Here is a 16,064-nt window from a genome sequence, read left to right as displayed (position 1 = left end):
TCCCTATTCGGCCGCAAGGGTCTCCGCGGCCTTCGCGGCCTGGATTTCGGCCGCCTTCTTCTCAACGAGTTCGACGATGTGATCGATCATCCCCTCGTTGGATTGTTTGTGGTCGGGCTTGCCGGCCATGTAGACCATGCCCGCCCCGGCCCCGCCGCCGGTGAAGCCGATGTCGGTCATCAGGGCCTCGCCCGGGCCGTTGACGACGCAGCCGATGATCGACAGCGACATCGGCGTGGCGATGTGGGCTAGGCGCTCTTCCAGGGCCTCGACGGTCTTGATGACGTTGAAGCCCTGCCGCGCGCACGACGGGCAGGCGATGATGTTGACGCCCCGGTGGCGCAGGCCCAACGACTTCAGGATATCGAAGCCGACCTTGATCTCTTCCACCGGATCGGCGGCCAGGCTGACACGGATGGTGTCGCCGATGCCGGCCCACAGCATCGAGCCGATGCCGATCGAGGACTTCACCGTGCCGGTGCGCGTCGCGCCGGCCTCGGTGACGCCCAGGTGCAGCGGGCAGTCGATGGCCTCGGCCAGCTGGTAGTAGGCCGCGACCGTCATGAACGGGTCGGACGCCTTCACCGAGATCTTGAACTCGTGGAAGTCGTGGTCCTGCAGGATGCGGGCGTGGTTCAGGGCGCTCTCGACCATCGCGTCGGGGCACGGCTCGCCGTACTTTTCCAGCAGTTCGCGTTCGAGGGAGCCGGCGTTGACGCCGATGCGCATCGAGCAGCCGTGGTCGCGGGCGGCCTGAATCACGTCGCGCACGCGGTCGGGGCTGCCGATATTGCCCGGATTGATCCGCAGGCACGCCGCGCCGGCCTGCGCCGCCTCGATGCCGCGCTTGTAGTGAAAGTGGATGTCGGCCACGAGCGGGACCTTGGCCTCGCGGGCGATGGTCTTGAACGCGGCGGTGCTCTCGACGTCCGGACAGCTGACGCGGACGATGTCGGCGCCGGCCTCTTCCAGCTGGCGGATCTGCTCCAGCGTCGCGGCGGCGTCGCTGGTCAGGGTGTTGGTCATCGACTGCACCGAGATCGGCGCGTCGCCACCCACCTCGACGGAGCCGACGCGGATCTTGCGCGATTGCCGACGCGTGATCATGCGCCAGGGACGGACGTGCGTGTGGTCTGCGGCCATGGCGCTAATTTAGAGGGTGTTGGGGCGGGATAGAAGGGCGTTTGCGCCAAAAGCGCCCCCTCCGTCTCGTCGCCTACCGGCGCCGAGCCACCTCCCCCGCTTCGCAAGGGAGGAAGACGCCACCTCCTCCCCCGAGAAACGGGGGAGGTGTCACGATGCGGATACGCATCGGGACGGAGGGGGCGCTCGCCTAGGGCCCCTAAGGGTTCGCCGCCACCACCGGCGCAGGCGCGGCCGGGATCAGTCTGGCCACCGAGGTCTGGTTCGAGGTCAGGCGACCCGTCAGGCGGCCGTTGTAGTAAACCTCGAACAGGGCCGGCTCGCCCACGTCCAGGATCAGGCCGGGCGTGCGCGGGGCGCTGTAGGCGTCGCCGGCCGAGAGCCAGCGGGTCATGTGGATGCCGCCGTCGGCGCGGCGGACGGTCAGGGCGCCGGCCTTGCGGGCCTGGATCAGCACGCCCGAGGCGTCGGCCGCGCTGGCGCCCAGCATCTGGCCCTTGGGCTTGAAGGGCGCGCCGACCACGACCGCGTTGGAGGTGTCGGTGATGCCGGCGGCGGCTTCGGCCTCGGCGCGGGCCTTGGCGGCCAGCTTGGCGGCGTCGACCGAACCGCCATTGGCGGCGGCGTCGTCGAGGCCGGGCGTCTTATAGGGTTCGGGCGTCGTCGACTCGACCGGCGCGGGCAGCGGCGCGCCCAGCGCCACCGAGCCGCCAGGACCGACGGTCCCGCCATGGGCGACGCGGACCTGAGCCGACTCCGGCGCGATCTGCGGCGGGGGTTCGTCCGGGCTGATGGCGCGCTGGGCGACGTTCCACAGCAGGATCGCGCCGACCACCAGAAGGCCGCCGGCGAAGATCAGCGCCAGGCGCGGATCACGCTCGCGCCGCACGCCGACCGGGGCGCGCAGCTCGGCCCCCTCGTCGGGCGCATCGTTCTTGAAGCGGGCGACCGCCGCCTCGGCGTCCAGGCCCAGGAGGCCCGCATAGGCGCGGACATAGCCGATGGTGAAGGGCCGCGAGGGCAGGTCGTCGAGGCGCATGTCCTCGAGCGCCTCGATATAGCTCTGACGGATGCGGGTGGCGTCGGCGACGTCCTGGGTGGTCAGGCCGCGAAACTCGCGCGCCGCCTTCAGCGCCAGACCAATGTCCGCGCCCTCTTCCAGCGATGGTTGCCCCACGGCGATCGGAGTCTCGTCCGTATCGACATCGGCGACGAGGTGCAAACGCCTCACGTTCCCCGTATCCAGCGGCATAATTGGCTAAACGCCCCCGAAAATCGCGCCGCGCGCGAAGCGCGCCGCACTCCCCCACCCCGGTTATACGGAGTTCTTAATATGTGTTTGTGAATATCAAACTAAGTAGCGGGATTCAATGTACTAAACCGCGACACTTGGTTAACGGCCAAGCTTTTGTCAGACGGCGACGTAGAGCTTGCGCGCCAAGGTTTCGATCTCGCCGCGCAAGGATCCGCCGGAGCCCTTCAGCAGGGCCTCGACATTGCGGCGCGCGGCCTCGCGATCCAGCGACAAAACCATCTGCTTGACCGGCCCGATGCCCGCCGGCGGCATCGACAATCGATCAAAGCCCAGGGCCACCAGGGCGAAGGCCTCCAGCGGCCGGCCGGCCATCTCGCCGCAGACCGAGACCTGGGTGCCGGTGTCGGCGCAGGCCTGCTGGATCGTCTTCAGCGCCCGCAGCGCAGCCGGCGACAGCGGGTCGTAGCGGTCGGACACGCGCGGATTGCCCCGGTCGGCCGCGAACAGGTACTGCATCAGGTCGTTAGTGCCGACCGAGACGAAGTCGGTCATCGGCAGCAAGGCGTCCAGGTGCCACAGCAGCGACGGCGCCTCGATCATGGCCCCGACATCCAGGCGCGCGGGCGCGGGCCGGCCGCGCTTCAGGGCCCAGGCCACTTCCTGGTCGACGAACGAGCGGGCGGCGCGGAACTCGTCCACATTGGCCACCAGCGGGAACATGATCCGCAGCGGCAGGCCGTTAGCGGCCTTGATCAGGGCGCGGATCTGCATGCGCAGCAGGGCGGGCCGGTCCAGGCCCATGCGCACGGCGCGCCAGCCCAGGGCCGGGTTGTCCTCGCGCTCCAGCTCCATGTACGGCAACAACTTGTCGCCGCCGAGGTCGAGCGTGCGGAAGGTCACCGGCATGCCGTCGGCGGCCTCCAGCACCTTTTCGTAGAGGGCCGTCTGGGCCTCCAGGCGCGGCAACTCCTCGGCCACCATGAACTGGAACTCGGTGCGGAACAGGCCGATGCCCTCAGCCCCCGTCTCGCCCAGGATGTCGAGATCGACGGCGAGGCCCGCGTTCATCAGCAGGGTGATCTTGGCGCCGTCCTTGGTGATCGGCGGGGTGTCACGCAGACGGGCGAACTCGGCCTTGCGCTGGGCGCGGACCTCCATCCGGGCCTTCAGCGCCTTGACCACGTCCGGGCGCGGGCGCAGCCAGGCTTCCTGCGTCTCGCCGTCGACGACGACCGGGTCGCCTTCGTTGACGCGGTCACGCAGGCCGGCCAGACGCCCGACGCACGGGATGTCGAGCGCACGGGCGACGATGCCGGCGTGGCTGGCGGCGCTGCCTTCCTCCAGCAGGATGCCCTTCAGCTTGGTGCGGTCGTATTCCAGGAGATCGGCGGGACCCAGGTTCCGGGCGATCAGGATGGCGTCCTCGGGCAGCTGGCGCACATGGTGCACATCGCCCGACAGGTGCCGCAGCAGCCGGTCGTTCAGGTCTTCCAGGTCGTGCAGCCGCTCGCGCAGATAGGGATCGCGGGCTTGGCCCAGGCGCGCGCGGTGCTCGGAGCGCACGCGCTCGACGGCGGCCTCGGCGGTCAGGCCCGAGCGCACCGCCTCCTGCAGCGAGCGGTTCCAGCCCCGGTCGTGGGCGAACAGGCGATAGGTCTCCAGCACCTCGTACGAGGCGCCGACCAGGCCGTGCTGGCCTTCCAGCATCTGGTCGATCTGGGTCTGCAGCGCCTCGATGGCGTAGGTCAGCCGCGCTTCCTCGGCCAGGGCGTCGTCGGACAGCAGGGTCTCGGGCGCGACCGGCTGCTCGTGCAGCACCGCCACGCCATAGGCCAGGCCCTCGGCGAAGCGCGAGCCCTTCAGGCGCTCGGGCTTGTGCGGCGCCAGCTCGACGTCCTTGAGTTCGTCGGCGCCCAGGAGCTCGCTGGAGCTGACCATCTCGGCCAGCACCATGGCGATGATCTGGAGGTCCTCGACCTCCTCCTCATCATAGTTGCGCTCGGTGCGGTTCTGGACGACCAGCACGCCGATGGCCCGCCCGCCGCGCAGCAGCGGCACGGCCAGGAAGGCGTGATAGGGGTCTTCGCCCGTCTCCGGACGATACGAGAACGACGGGTGGCTGGCGGCGTCCGACAGGTTCAGCGGCCGGCCCAGGCGCATGGTCTCGCCGACCAGGCCCTCGCCCGGCTTCAGGCGGGTGACGTGGACGGCCTCGCGGGCCAGACCCTCGGTGGCGAACAGCTCAAGATCACCCGAGGCGCGGCGCAGATAGATCGAGCAGACCTCGGCCACCATCGAGATGGCGATGGTGCGCACCACGACGTCCAGCTTGCCCTGGGCGGGACCCGCGCCGGCCATGGCCTCGCGGATCTGCCGCAGCAGGCTGCGTGGTCCTCGAACGGCGATGCCGGATGCCGCCATGACGCCTTTACGCGCTCCCTATCCCTAAGAGACTTCCTAGCCCAGCGTCGGACGCCAAGGGTTAAGACGGCTCTTACCGCCTAGATGGGGGCTACAGCAGATTTCGCCCGGGGACCAGTCGCGGTCGTCAACCGAACGATGATTAGGTGCGCGCTCACGAAAAAGCGCCGCCCGGAGGGGAACCGGACGGCGCAGTCTGGCGCACTGGCGGAGGGATCAAGACACCAGCGGCTTTGGAACGACTACGAAAGCCGTTGATCGGTGTTGTAGGCCTGCGGGGCTGAACGCGGTGGGGACAGGGCGTTCAGGTGGGGTTTAACTTGCCGCCTCTGCTTTTCGTGTCATCCCGGCCGAAGCGCAGCGGAGCGCCGGGACCCAGGGGGTGACAAGGCGCGGCGCGTGTGGCCCCTGGGTCCCGGATAAGCCCTGCGGGCTTTCCGGGATGACATGGGAGTTTAACCCTCGGCCGATCGGGGCCCACCCACCCGATGCAACCGCGCCGACCACAGCACCCCGGCCAGCATCAGCGCCATGGCCACGCTCTCCAGGCTGCGCGGCCAGCGGCCTTCGTGCAGGAAGCCGTACAGCAGGGCGAACACCGTCTCGAACACGATCAGCTGGCCCGACAGCGACAGCGGTAGCAGCCGGCTGGCGGCGTTCCACAGGCCGTTGCCGATCACCGAGGCCCCGATCGCCACGGCGAAGCTAACGCCCCAGAACAGGCCCCAGGCGCTGGCCGCATGGGTCTTGCCGTCGAACGCGAAGGCGGGGACCACGATAACCAGCGACAGCAGGCCCGTGGCGACGCCGGTCAGCAGCGACCACTCGTGGCTGTTGAACTTGGGCGTGGCGGCCAGGCGCCGGGCGTTCCAGACGGCGTAGGCGGTCCAGACGGCCAGGGCCAGCAGCGCGCCGGCGAGGCCGACGAAGGTCCGCCCCGCGCCGCTGCGTCCGGCGGCGGCGAAGGCGTCCAGATTGATGCACACCCCGCCGGCGACGATCAGGGCCAGCGGCCAAACCAGGCGTCTGAGCGGCGTGCCCTCCCCCGGTCTCGCCCCCACCAGGGTGATGGTCACGGGCAACAGGCCGATGACCAGCGAGGCCAGAGCCACGCCCGCGCTCTGCACGGCGATGGCCAGGCCGACATAGTAGATCAGGTTGCCCAGCAGGCTGAGCAGCAAGAGGTCGCGCCAGTCGCGGCCGTCCATCCGCGCCATGACCGCCTTCCAGCTGGGCGCCAGCAGCACGGCCGCCGCCAGGCCATAGGCCAGGTACCGACCCGCCGTGGCCTGCAGCGGCGTGAAATCCGCCAAGAGCTTCGGCGCCAGGAACACCCCGCCCCAGAACGCCCCGGCGATGACGCCGCACAGGAGGCCAAGCAGGAGGTTGCGGGAGGTGGTCATAATCGCCGCATAGCAGTCCGCCGCCGGCTTGGCTTGGGCCGACAGCGCCGCACAATCGGGTTTCAGACCGTTCGACCGATCGCTAAGCTTCCAGCGACACGACGGGGGCAGGAGACGTTCAATGACGGTTGGAGCGCTGACGCGCAGGGTCGCGGCGCTGATGGCGTCGTTGGCGTTTCTGGCGACCGCCGCGAGCGCGCACGCCGCCTGCGCCGTCGGCGCGCCGGGGGCGACCGTCAGCGTGGACGCTGGCGGGACCGGGCGGCCGTTCCTGCTGCGCCGTCCCGCCGGCCTTGCGGCTGGCCAGCCTGCGCCCCTGCTGATCCTGCTGCACGGCAGCGGCGGCGAGGGCGGGCGGATGCTGGCTGACTCCAAGCTGGAAGCGACCGCCGAGCGCCACGGCTTCCTGGTGGCCGCGCCCACCGCCGCCATTCCCGCCGGCAAGGGCTTCGCCTGGAACATTCCGGGCGTGCCGACCGTGACCGGCAAGATCCCCGACGCCTCGGACGCCGACGACGTGGCCTATCTGGCGGCGCTGGTCGACGGGCTGGTGGCGCAGGGCTGCGTCGAGCCCGGCCGCGTCTATGTCACCGGCCTGTCGGGCGGCGGGCGCATGGCCTCGTGGCTGGGCTGCGTGGCGTCGGACCGCTACGCGGCCATCGCACCGGTGGTCGGCCTGCGGGCGGGCAATCCGCGCCCCGACAAGCCGCATGAGCCCGATCCGGCCACCTGCCAGCCCCGGCGGCCGATGCCGGTCATCGCCTTCGCGGGCGACAAGGACACGACCAATCCCACCCAGGGCGGCGGCGCGGGCTATTGGCAGTACACGATGCATGCGGCCGAGCAGCGCTGGGCGGCGCTGAACGGCTGCCAGGCACCACCGACCACGCAATGGGTCGCGCCGAGCGTCTATGAGGAGCGCTATTCCGGCTGTCGGGACAACGCCGACGTGGTGGGGCGCATGACCGTCGGCGGCGGCCACGTCTGGCTCGCCGACAACGACGCCCTGTGGGCCTTCGTCTCGCGCTATCGGCGGGACGGCCGCTAAGCGGCGCAACTCACCGAACGCCGGTTCGCCACGCCAGCGTCACGATTTGCCGCGAGCTTGCCGCCTCCGCAAACGACTCGACCGGAGACGCGCATGATCGCCGCCCTGCTGACCGCCCTCGCCTTGCAAGCCGCCCCGCCTCCGGCGCTGGACCCGGCGACCGTCAAGGCGGTGGAGGCGGTGGCCTTTGACTATGTCGACGGCCAGCTGGAAGGCGACACCGCCCGCGTCACCCGCGCCCTGCACCCGGACCTGGCCAAGCGCGCCGTCCGCGCCAAGCCCGATCCCGACGAGGTCCTGGCCCTGCGCCGGATGAGCCGCGACGAGCTGATCGACCTGACGCGACAAGGCGCCTTGAAGACCCCGCGCGATCAGTGGGACCGCACCGTCCGCGTGCTGGACGTGGCCGGTAATGTGGCGATCGCGCGCGTCGAGACGCCGTGGTTCGTCGACCATCTCAGCCTGGGCCGGTTCGGCGAGCGCTGGGTGATCGTCAATGCGCTCTGGTATCCCAAGCCTAGGCCGGCGGCGAAGTAGGGGTCAGGCCGGCGCCAGGGTCTTGAGGCGGCGCACCGCCACGGCCACGCGCATCGAGGCGTCATGGAACTTGGACCCGACGTCGATCATGTCGGCGGCGCGCTGGAAGTCGCGGCGATTGATGGCTCCCGCCACCTCGCCGGCGGCCTCGTGGAAGTCACGATGGGCTTCGACGCATTGCAGATAGGTCTTGTCGCCGGCCAGCTTGCTGCGCGCCTCGCCGTGCAGCCAGTGGCCCAGGACGCAGATCTTGTCGGAGCAGGCGCGCTGGGCGTCCACGGTGCTGTGGGTCGCCAGGGCGATCCGGAAGTTCACTTTCCAGTCGGCGTGGGCGGCGATGGCGGCGTCGAAATCCATGGCTTACTCGTGCTCAAAATTCACTGAGCGGCGAATATTCCAGATGTGCTTGTCGGCGGGTAACCAGGCAGCGTTAACGGCGCCGTCGCGCACCCTTAAGGGAGCATCTACGAGAGGGCGTGGTCAGCCGTGACCGGGCGCCGCCAGGTGCTCGTCGGCGTCGGCGACCAGACGGCGGGCCTGCTCCAGAGCCGCGTCGATGTCGTTCTCGATGAACTCGACCTCGAGGTCGGTCAGCGGGTGCGGGGCGGCGATGACCTTGCGCAGGTAGTCGCGTTTTTCCAGCGGGGTCATGGTCCACCAGCCGACCGTGTGGCCTTCCTCGATGACCGCATCGCCCATGGCCAGCAGGTCGTCGGTGTCGAAGATCGGCTGGCCCGGCTTTTCGGGGAACCACTGGCCGTCGTCCGGCAGGGCCTGGTCCAGCTTGTTCAGCAGGGCCGCCAGCCACGGGCTGATCAGCAGCGGCTTCTCATAGCCGTCGCCGAACTTGGCGCGCAGCAGCAGGTCGTAGAGCAGCTCCAGACCGGCGTCGCCGTGGAAGGTGACGGTCTTGGCGTCGGGGTCGAACTTGAAGACGTCGGGCATGGGGGCTTCTTGCAGGGCTCTTGGGCTTGAGCCCTCATAACGTCCGAAGGCGACGTTTTCTTGCAGGGCGTTGCGTCCTTCGAGGCGCGCTCAGGAGCGCGCACCTCAGGATGAGGAAAGCTCTACGCTGAGTCCCTCATCCTGAGGCGCCCGCGCAGCGGGCCTCGAAGGACGCTAGACCTTAAAGCTGATCCAGCCCGTACACCGCGTGCAGCGCCCGCACCGCCAGTTCGGTATAGGCCGCGTCGATCAGGACGCTGATCTTGATCTCCGAGGTCGAGATGACCTGGATGTTGATGTTCTTCTCGGCCAGGGCCTGGAACATCGATTGGGCCACGCCCGCGTGCGAACGCATGCCCACCCCGATCACCGACACCTTGGCGACGTCCTCGTTGACGGCGACGGCCTCGAAGCCGATCTCCTTCTGGGCGGCCTCGACGATCTCGACGGCGCGCTGGGCGTCACGCTTGCCGACGGTGAACTCCATGTTGGCGGTGTCGGCGCTGCGGGCGCGCGACTGCACGATCATGTCGACGTTCACATTGGCGTCGGCCAGACGGCCGAAGATCTGCGAGGACACGCCCGGGTGATCGGGCAGGCCCAGCAAGGTGATCTTGGCTTCGTCGCGGCTGTAGGCGACGCCCGAGACGATGCGCTTTTCCATGATTTCTTCCTCGTCGCAGACGATCGTACCTTGGCCCGGGGCTTCGCCCGGTTCGACGAAACTGGACAGCACCCGCACCGGGACGCGATGGGCCATGGCCATCTCGACCGAGCGGGTCTGCAGAACCTTGGCCCCCAGCGAGGCCATTTCGAGCATTTCTTCGTAGGAGATCTTGGCCAGGCGCCTGGCCTTGCTCTCGATACGGGGGTCGGTGGTGTAGACCCCATCGACGTCCGTATAGATGTCGCAGTCGCCCTTGACGGCGGCGGCGATGGCCACGGCGCTGGTGTCCGAGCCGCCCCGGCCCAGGGTGGTGATGCGGCGATTGGGCGTCACGCCCTGGAAGCCGGCGATCACGGCGATCTCGCCGTTGGCGAAGCAGGCCTCGAGGTTCTCGGGCGGGATCTCCTCGATCCGCGCGCGGCCGTGGGCCTCGTCGGTGAGGATCGGCACCTGCCAGCCCAGGAACGAGCGGGCCTTGTGGCCCATGTTGCGCAGGGTCATGGCCAGCAGGCCGGCCGTGACCTGCTCGCCCGAGGCGACGACGGCGTCATACTCGTCGTCCGACTCCGGCAGGCCCGCAGCGGCGCGGCCCGCGCCATCGGTCCAGGCGACCAGCTCGTTGGTCTTGCCCGACATGGCCGACACGACGACGGCTACTTGCTTGCCCGTCGCGACCTCGGCGGCGACCAGGCGCGCCACACGGCGGATGCGCTCCAGGTCGGCCACCGACGTGCCGCCGAACTTCATCACCAGACGTGACACGTCCTTGGTACCTCGACACTTGGTTATTTCTTGCGCCCGCGCGGCCGGATCACTCCCCCTCGCGCAAGCGATGCGCCTTCTAGCGGCGCGATGGCGCAACGGCAATGTCGCGGGGGCGTCTTTTTTGACGGGATGAGGCGCTCGCCTTGACTCCCCACGCAACCTACCTGACTATCTATTATCCTTTTCCCACGCCGGAGGACGTCATGTCGCCCGAGCTCGAGAAAACCCTGGCGGGCTGCAAGACGGTCGCCGCCAAGATTCGGGCCCTGGACTCGGCCGGCTATCCACGCGCTGAGATCGCCCGCCTGCTGGGCAAGCGTTATCAGCATGTCAGGAACGTGCTGGAGGAGCCTAAAACCGCGCCATACTCCGCCGCGCCCGCGCCCGACGGCATGGCGGAAGGAGACGCCGGCGTCTTCGTCCACGACCGTTCCAACACCTACCGCCTTGAGGTCAGGAACGGGACCGTGACCTTACCGCCCGAGGTGCTGGCGGCGCTGAATGTGGGATCGAACGGAGTCGTCATCGCAGACCTGGGCGAGGACACCTTCACCCTGATCAACGGTATGACCGCGCTCAAGCGCGTACAGGAGCGAATGAAACAGTTCTGGCCTTCGGACCGGTCGATCGTCGACGACTTCATCGCTGACAAGCGACGAGAGGCTGAACTCGAAAACCGCCAAGCCGTTGAGCCGTTGGCGCAGCGCCGACATGATGACTGAATACGTCTTGGATAGCTCGGCGATACTGGCGGTCTCCAACAACGAGATCGGCGCCGAGCAAGCCGCCGCCGCGCTGTTCGCCAGCAAAGTCTGCAGCGTCAACCTCGCTGAGGTGGTTACCAAGTTTGTGGAGGGAGGCGCTCCTTTCGATCTTGCGAGACGCCAGGTCGAAGACTTGGCTCTGACCGTCATCGACTTCGACCGGGAGTTGGCGATTCAAGCCGGCTTGCTGCGCAAGACCACGAGCCACAGAGGCCTCTCCCTGGGCGATCGCGCCTGTCTGGCCCTGGCGATACGCGAGAAGCGGCCCGTCCTGACCGCCGATACGGCTTGGTCCGATCTGGACCTGCCGGTGCAAGTCGTGCTGATACGCTGACCATGACACAAGCCGCCTCCGCCGCCCCCTCCTGGAGCATCGACCCCGCCGACGTGGCGCGCTTCTCGGCCATCGCGGCCGAGTGGTGGGATCCCAAGGGCAAGTTCGCGCCGCTGCATGTGTTCAATCCCTGCCGGCTGGCCTTCATCCGTGAACAGGCCCTGGCGCGGTTCGACCGCGACGGCGCGGCGCGCGCGCCGTTCGAGGGCCTCACCCTGCTCGACATCGGCTGCGGCGGCGGGCTGCTGAGCGAGCCGATGGCGCGGCTGGGCTTTGCTGTCACCGCGATCGACGCCTCGGAAAAGAACATCAAGACCGCCGCCACCCATGCGGCCGAACAGGGTCTGGAGATCGGCTACCGCCCCGCCACCGCCGAGCAGTTGCTGGCCGAGGGCGCGGGGCCGTTCGACGTCGTCCTGACCATGGAGGTCATCGAGCACGTCGCCGATCCAGGCGAGTTCCTGCGCACCTGCGCCAAGCTTTTGAAGCCCGGCGGCATCATGTTCGTGGCCACCCTGAACCGCACACTGAAGGCCCTGGCCCTGGCCAAGATCGGCGCCGAGTACGTGCTGCGCTGGGTGCCGCCGGGCACCCACGACTGGAAGCAGTTCCTGAAACCCGAAGAACTGCGCGCCTTCCTCGCCGGCGAGCCGGTGGCCATGCAGGGCCCGTTTGGCGTGGCCTACAACCCGCTGACCGGCCGCTGGAGCCGCTCAAGCGACACCGACATCAACTACATGATGACGGTGACCAAGGACTGAGCGCCCCCGTGTCATCCCGGCGCTCCGCGCTTCGCGCTGCGGCTGGGATGACACAGAGCTATCAGCCCTGACAGGGAACCTCTGCGTCCACCGACGCTTATCGTCTCCGCAGGGGCGGACGCCCCCGGATTGGCGACCCGGTTTCGGGGGTCGGCCGTCGATCCGTTCGATTGAACGGAGACCACCACCATGACTTCCAGAATCCTGGTCACGCTGCTCGCGACCACCATGGCCTGCGGCGCCGTCGCCCCCGCCTTCGCGCAGGACGCGGCCTACCAGCGCAGCCTCGAGCGCTATAACGACCAGAGGACGTCCTATTACGATCAGGTGGCCGACTATCGCGACCGCCAGGCGGCCTATGAACGCGAGCGCGAGCGCTACATCCAGGCGCGCGGCGACTATGACCGCCGCTACGGCACGGGCGCCTATGACCGTCGCTACCCGACCTCTGGCGCGCGCTACAGCGCCGCGACCTATCGGGAGAGCGCGGCCTACAACACCGAGCGCGCGCGTTTCGAGCGCGAACGCCTGGCCTATGAGCGGGCGCGCTACACCTATGACCGCCGTCGCGGGACCGGCGCCTACGACCGGCGCCATCAGACCCAGGCCGCCCGCTTCCGCATCGACAGCAACTACGCCGGCAGCAGCGGCTATGACGGCCAGAGGGCGCAGTGGGAACGCGACCGCGCCGAGTATGAGCGCGCCCGCACGGACTATGACCGTCGCTATGGCGGCGGCGCCTATGACCGTCGCTATCCCGACTACGCCAACCGCTTCGGGACGCCCTATGTCGGCGGCTACAGCATCGACACCAGCACAAGCAGCAACACCGGCGCCGACTGCCGGCAGGACGCCAAGCGCAACGCCACCGTCGGCGGGGTGATCGGCGCCCTGGCCGGGGCGGCCCTGGGCTCGAACGTCGCCGCCCGCAACGCGCGTCCCGAAGGCACGGTGCTGGGGGCCCTGGTCGGCGCGGGGGTCGGCGCGGCCATCGGCAACGCCTCGGCCAAGTGCGACACCCGCGGCGCCTACTACAGCCACGATCAGACACAGCCCTATCGCTACACCGACGGCCGCTTCGCCGACTCCAGCGAGCGCTGCCGCCTGGCCCCGGCCCCGACCGAGTATAACGGCCGCGTCGAGACCCGTTACATCCGCGTCTGCCCTGACGCCGACGGCCGCTATCGCGTCCAGGGCTGATCCTCGCCCCGACGCCAAGCCGGCGGTCTGGAAACCGGCCGCCGGCTTGCACGTTTTGATATCCGAGGGATCGAACCCAGAAACGGAGAGCTCGTCATGCGCGCGCCCCTGAAAGCCATCATCCTGGCCACCGCCGTCGGCTTCGCCGCCAGCACCGTCGCGGCGACCACCGCCGAGGCTCAGTCCAAGAGCCGCTATCGCGTGCTGGTCTGCAGCAAGTCCAAGGCCAAGAACGGCGCCGTCATCGGCGGCCTGGGCGGAGCCCTGCTGGGCAACACCGTCGCGGCCCGCGGCGCCAAGACCGAAGGCGCCCTGCTGGGCGGCGCGGTCGGCGCCGTGGCCGGTCACGAGATCGGCAAGAGCAAGAAGAAGTGCCACTACGAGTACCGCTACCGCTAGGCGGTCGGGCGTTTGACGACAGACAGGGCGCCGGACGCGAGTCCGGCGCCCTTCTCGTGTTTGGCTTGCCTGCCGGAGCGCATCAGGCTCAATAGCCGCCGCTGCGTTGTGCTTTGGGGGCGGTGTTGACGGAAGCCTTGGTTATTCGCGGGTTGAGCAAGACGTTCGCCAAGCCTGCGGTGTCGAGCCTGGACCTGACGGTCCGCGCGGGCGAGCTCTATGCGCTGCTGGGGCCCAACGGCGCGGGCAAGACCACGACCTTGCGGATGGTGGCGGGCCTGACCCAGCCCGACGCGGGCGAGATCGCCATCTTCGGCGTCGATGCGCGCAAGGACCCGGCCGGCGCCAAGGCCCTGCTGGCCTGGGCGCCCGACGAGGCGATGATCTACGACAAGCTGACGCCGCTGGAATATCTGGAGTTCGTCGCCGGCCTCTGGAACATCAATCCCCGCACCGCCAAGGCCAAGGCCGAGGAGCTTCTGGCCACCCTGGGCCTGGCCTCCGAGGCGCGCCGCCGCTGCGAAGGCTTCTCGCGCGGCATGAAGCAGAAGGTCGCCCTGGCCGGCGCCCTGATCCACGATCCCAAGCTGCTGATCCTGGACGAGCCCCTGACCGGTCTCGACGCCGCCGCCGCGCGCCTCGTCAAGGACATGCTGCAGGCCCGCGTCGACGCCGGCGGCACGGTGATCCTGACCACCCACATCCTGGACGTGGCCGAGCGCATGGCCGACCGCATAGGCATCATCGCCGGCGGCCGCCTGCTGGCCGAGGGCACCCTGGACGAGCTGCGTAGCCGGGCCGGCGAGGCCAGCGGCCGCACCCTGGAAGACGTCTTCCTGCAACTGACGGCCGAGGCCGCCGCGTGAGCTTGCCGTTCAAGCCGGCCAGCACGCCCTGGCTCCTGGCCCACGAGATGCGCCTGGCCTGGCGCGGCGTCTCGATGGGCCGCAAGGCGACGGGCGTCGGCACGATCATCACCTTCGCCATCCTGGGCGCCATCACCCTGGCGGGCGGGGTGTTCCTGGCCCTGGCGACCCAGGGCCACGAGGTCCCGATCACGCCGTTCGCGGTGATCATCGTCGACCTGGTGCTGGCGGTGATCCTGACCCTGATGCTGTCCACCACCCTGGCGGCATCGGCGAACGCCCTCTACGAGCGGGGCGATCTGGACTTGCTGTTCTCGTCCCCCCTGTCGCCGCGCAAGGTGCTGTTCGTCCGGGCGCTGGGCCTGGCGGTCAGCGCCGGCTTCTGGTTCGTGGTTCCGGCGCTGCTGGTGCTGACGCCCTCGGTCGTCATGGGCCATCCGCACTGGGCCGGCGTGTTCGGCGTGCTGGTGGCGGCGGCTCTGGGCGCCACAGGCGTCGGCCTCTTGCTGGCCATGGCGCTGTTTGCGCTGATCGGTCCGCGCCGCACCCGCACCGTGGCCCAGGTCCTGGCGGCCCTGATCGGCGCGGCGTTCTTCCTGGCCAGCCAGTATCGCACCCTGATGGGCGAGGACGCCTCCGAAAGCCTGTTTGCGCGCATCGCCCTGGACGTGCGCGACGGCCGCATCCAGCCGCCGCCGTTCGCCGACCTGCCGCTGCGCGCGGCGGTGGGGCAGCCGATCCCGCTGTTGATCCTGATGGCGATTGGCCTCGGCTTATTCCTGTTCGCCGCCCGGGTGCTGGGCCGACGCTTCGCCGACGCGGCGGCCGCCACGCAGGGGGCCGAGACGCGCAAGGCGGCCAAGGGCCCGGTCGGCGACTTCGCCGCCGGCGCGTTCCAGGCCACGCTGCGCAAGGAGCTGCGCCTGGTCAGCCGCGACGCGGCGCTGCTGTCGCAGGTGCTGCTGCGCGTTCTCTATATGCTGCCCATCGCTTTCGTGATGGTCCGCGGCGCCGAGAACCTGCCCGCCTGGGCCCTGGCGGGGCCGGCGGCGGCGGTCACCTTCCTGGCCGGCCAGGTGGCGGGAAGCCTGATCTGGATCACCGTCTCGGCCGAGGACACGCCCGACCTTCTGGCCATTTCCCCGACCCCCATGCGCGTGCTGAACCGCGCCAAGCTGGCCGCCGCGCTGATCCCGGTGGCCGGACTGCTGATCGTCCCCATCGCGGCCCTGACCTGGTACGCCCCGCTGGCCGGGCTGTGGACGGCGCTCGGCGCGGCGCTGTGCGCCGGGGCGGCGGGTCTGATCGGCGTCTGGCATCAGAAACCCGGCAAGCGGGCGGACTTCAAGCAGCGTCGGGGCGGCTCTTTCCTGGTCGGCTTCGCCGAGCTGGTGATCGCCGCCCTGATCGGCGGCGCCACGGCGCTGGCGATCGCCGGCCTGCTGGTCTGGGCGGTGATCCCGCTGATCGTGGCCGGCGCGCTGATGATGGCCCTGCGACGCACCGACGAGCAGATCGCCGCCGCCCTGCGCGCGGCCTCGGCGGCGTCGAACTAG

The 16,064-nt window shown here is 69.4% G+C and carries 16 protein-coding genes and 1 pseudogene; 9 read left to right on the top strand and 8 right to left on the bottom strand.

Annotation, left to right across the window (positions count from 1 at the left end; all coding sequences use genetic code 11):
- Nucleotides 1–3: 3 nt before the first annotated feature.
- From ispG to CA606_RS04085, 5 genes and pseudogenes are all read right to left on the bottom strand, one after another.
- Nucleotides 4–1,143 carry a flavodoxin-dependent (E)-4-hydroxy-3-methylbut-2-enyl-diphosphate synthase gene (gene ispG / locus CA606_RS04100; RefSeq protein WP_096052269.1) on the bottom strand — a complete coding sequence of 380 codons (1,140 nt, stop codon included), beginning with the start codon at nt 1,141–1,143 and terminating at the stop codon, nt 4–6.
- A 73-nt stretch (nt 1,144–1,216) separates the two neighbouring features.
- Nucleotides 1,217–1,331: pseudogene (locus tag CA606_RS19765) on the bottom strand (hypothetical protein); the annotation flags it as partial.
- 11 nt (nt 1,332–1,342) lie between these two features.
- On the bottom strand, nt 1,343–2,395 hold the full coding sequence (locus CA606_RS04095) for a helix-turn-helix domain-containing protein (RefSeq protein WP_096052270.1): 1,053 nt from the start codon (nt 2,393–2,395) through the stop codon (nt 1,343–1,345).
- A 159-nt stretch (nt 2,396–2,554) separates the two neighbouring features.
- Nucleotides 2,555–4,819 carry a phosphoenolpyruvate--protein phosphotransferase gene (gene ptsP / locus CA606_RS04090; RefSeq protein ID WP_096052271.1) on the bottom strand — a complete coding sequence of 755 codons (2,265 nt, stop codon included), beginning with the start codon at nt 4,817–4,819 and terminating at the stop codon, nt 2,555–2,557.
- Between the two features lie 455 nt (nt 4,820–5,274).
- Nucleotides 5,275–6,222 carry a DMT family transporter gene (locus tag CA606_RS04085; RefSeq protein WP_096052272.1) on the bottom strand — a complete coding sequence of 316 codons (948 nt, stop codon included), beginning with the start codon at nt 6,220–6,222 and terminating at the stop codon, nt 5,275–5,277.
- A gap of 121 nt (nt 6,223–6,343) precedes the next feature.
- Between CA606_RS04085 and CA606_RS04080 the strand changes: the two genes are divergently transcribed.
- Both CA606_RS04080 and CA606_RS04075 read left to right on the top strand, forming a co-directional pair.
- Complete coding sequence (locus CA606_RS04080) at nt 6,344–7,270, top strand: alpha/beta hydrolase family esterase (RefSeq protein ID WP_181242778.1); 927 nt, start codon at nt 6,344–6,346, stop codon at nt 7,268–7,270.
- A 93-nt stretch (nt 7,271–7,363) separates the two neighbouring features.
- The gene (locus tag CA606_RS04075) at nt 7,364–7,807 is read left to right on the top strand and encodes a nuclear transport factor 2 family protein (protein WP_096032651.1); all 444 of its coding nucleotides are present in this window, start codon (nt 7,364–7,366) and stop codon (nt 7,805–7,807) included.
- A 3-nt stretch (nt 7,808–7,810) separates the two neighbouring features.
- Here CA606_RS04075 and CA606_RS04070 read toward each other — a convergent pair whose 3' ends face one another.
- The 3 genes from CA606_RS04070 to CA606_RS04060 all read right to left on the bottom strand — a co-directional run bounded on the left by CA606_RS04070 (nt 7,811) and on the right by CA606_RS04060 (nt 10,181).
- Nucleotides 7,811–8,164 (bottom strand): CZB domain-containing protein, encoded by a 354-nt coding sequence (locus CA606_RS04070; protein ID WP_010918730.1) that lies wholly within the window; start codon nt 8,162–8,164, stop codon nt 7,811–7,813.
- A 123-nt stretch (nt 8,165–8,287) separates the two neighbouring features.
- Nucleotides 8,288–8,752 (bottom strand): hypothetical protein, encoded by a 465-nt coding sequence (locus tag CA606_RS04065; RefSeq protein WP_096052274.1) that lies wholly within the window; start codon nt 8,750–8,752, stop codon nt 8,288–8,290.
- 181 nt (nt 8,753–8,933) lie between these two features.
- On the bottom strand, nt 8,934–10,181 hold the full coding sequence (locus CA606_RS04060) for an aspartate kinase (RefSeq protein ID WP_096052275.1): 1,248 nt from the start codon (nt 10,179–10,181) through the stop codon (nt 8,934–8,936).
- Nucleotides 10,182–10,387: 206 nt separating this feature from the next.
- Here CA606_RS04060 and CA606_RS04055 point away from each other — a divergent pair, with 206 nt between their 5' ends.
- From CA606_RS04055 to CA606_RS04025, 7 genes are all read left to right on the top strand, one after another.
- Nucleotides 10,388–10,906 carry a hypothetical protein gene (locus CA606_RS04055; RefSeq protein WP_096052276.1) on the top strand — a complete coding sequence of 173 codons (519 nt, stop codon included), beginning with the start codon at nt 10,388–10,390 and terminating at the stop codon, nt 10,904–10,906.
- The gene (locus CA606_RS04050; protein ID WP_096052277.1) at nt 10,896–11,282 is read left to right on the top strand and encodes a type II toxin-antitoxin system VapC family toxin; all 387 of its coding nucleotides are present in this window, start codon (nt 10,896–10,898) and stop codon (nt 11,280–11,282) included. The genes CA606_RS04055 and CA606_RS04050 overlap by 11 nt, the downstream gene beginning before the upstream one ends.
- A gap of 2 nt (nt 11,283–11,284) precedes the next feature.
- A complete protein-coding gene (ubiG, locus tag CA606_RS04045) occupies nt 11,285–12,043 on the top strand; it encodes a bifunctional 2-polyprenyl-6-hydroxyphenol methylase/3-demethylubiquinol 3-O-methyltransferase UbiG (RefSeq protein WP_096052278.1) in 759 nt (252 codons plus the stop codon).
- 189 nt (nt 12,044–12,232) lie between these two features.
- Nucleotides 12,233–13,243: a glycine zipper 2TM domain-containing protein gene (locus tag CA606_RS04040; protein ID WP_096052279.1), complete on the top strand. Its 1,011-nt coding sequence runs from the start codon at nt 12,233–12,235 to the stop codon at nt 13,241–13,243.
- A gap of 96 nt (nt 13,244–13,339) precedes the next feature.
- Entirely contained in the window at nt 13,340–13,642 is a 303-nt protein-coding gene (locus CA606_RS04035) for a glycine zipper 2TM domain-containing protein (RefSeq protein ID WP_096052280.1), read from the top strand.
- A 113-nt stretch (nt 13,643–13,755) separates the two neighbouring features.
- Nucleotides 13,756–14,508, top strand: coding sequence for an ABC transporter ATP-binding protein (locus CA606_RS04030; RefSeq protein WP_096052281.1), 753 nt, complete (start codon nt 13,756–13,758; stop codon nt 14,506–14,508).
- Entirely contained in the window at nt 14,505–16,064 is a 1,560-nt protein-coding gene (locus CA606_RS04025; protein ID WP_096052282.1) for a hypothetical protein, read from the top strand. The genes CA606_RS04030 and CA606_RS04025 overlap by 4 nt, the downstream gene beginning before the upstream one ends.

Source organism: Caulobacter vibrioides (assembly GCF_002310375.3).
Classification (GTDB): domain Bacteria; phylum Pseudomonadota; class Alphaproteobacteria; order Caulobacterales; family Caulobacteraceae; genus Caulobacter; species Caulobacter vibrioides_D.
The sequence above is the reverse complement of the archived record's forward strand: the minus strand, read 5'-3'. Positions and strand labels throughout refer to the sequence as shown.